Origin of the sequence: Paenibacillus sp. VTT E-133280, assembly GCF_002264385.1 — a bacterium.
GTDB classification, from domain to species: Bacteria; Bacillota; Bacilli; order Paenibacillales; family Paenibacillaceae; genus Paenibacillus_AQ; species Paenibacillus_AQ nitricinens.
Window position 1 is genome coordinate 1 of the sequence record NZ_NFUX01000183.1, and the last position, 342, is coordinate 342.

Here is a 342-nt window from a genome sequence, read left to right on the forward strand (position 1 = left end):
AAGGTTAAGCTAATAAGAGCACACGGAGGATGCCTAGGCGCCAGGAGCCGACGAAGGACGTGGCGAACAACGAAACTGCCTCGGGGAGCTGTAAGCAAGCTTTGATCCGGGGGTGTCCGAATGGGGAAACCCAGCTGTGGTAATTCGCAGTTACTCATCTCTGAACACATAGGAGATGTAGAGGCAGACCAGGGGAACTGAAACATCTAAGTACCCTGAGGAAGAGAAAACAATAGTGATTCCGTCAGTAGCGGCGAGCGAACGCGGAACAGCCTAAACCTAAGAGCTTGCTCTTAGGGGTTGTGGGACGTCTCACATGGAGTTACAAAGGAATATGGTAGG

At 51.8% G+C, this 342-nt stretch carries 1 rRNA gene; it reads left to right on the plus strand.

Annotation, left to right across the window (positions count from 1 at the left end):
- Positions 1–2: 2 nt before the first annotated feature.
- Positions 3–342, plus strand: a 23S ribosomal RNA gene (locus CA600_RS30685); the annotation flags it as partial.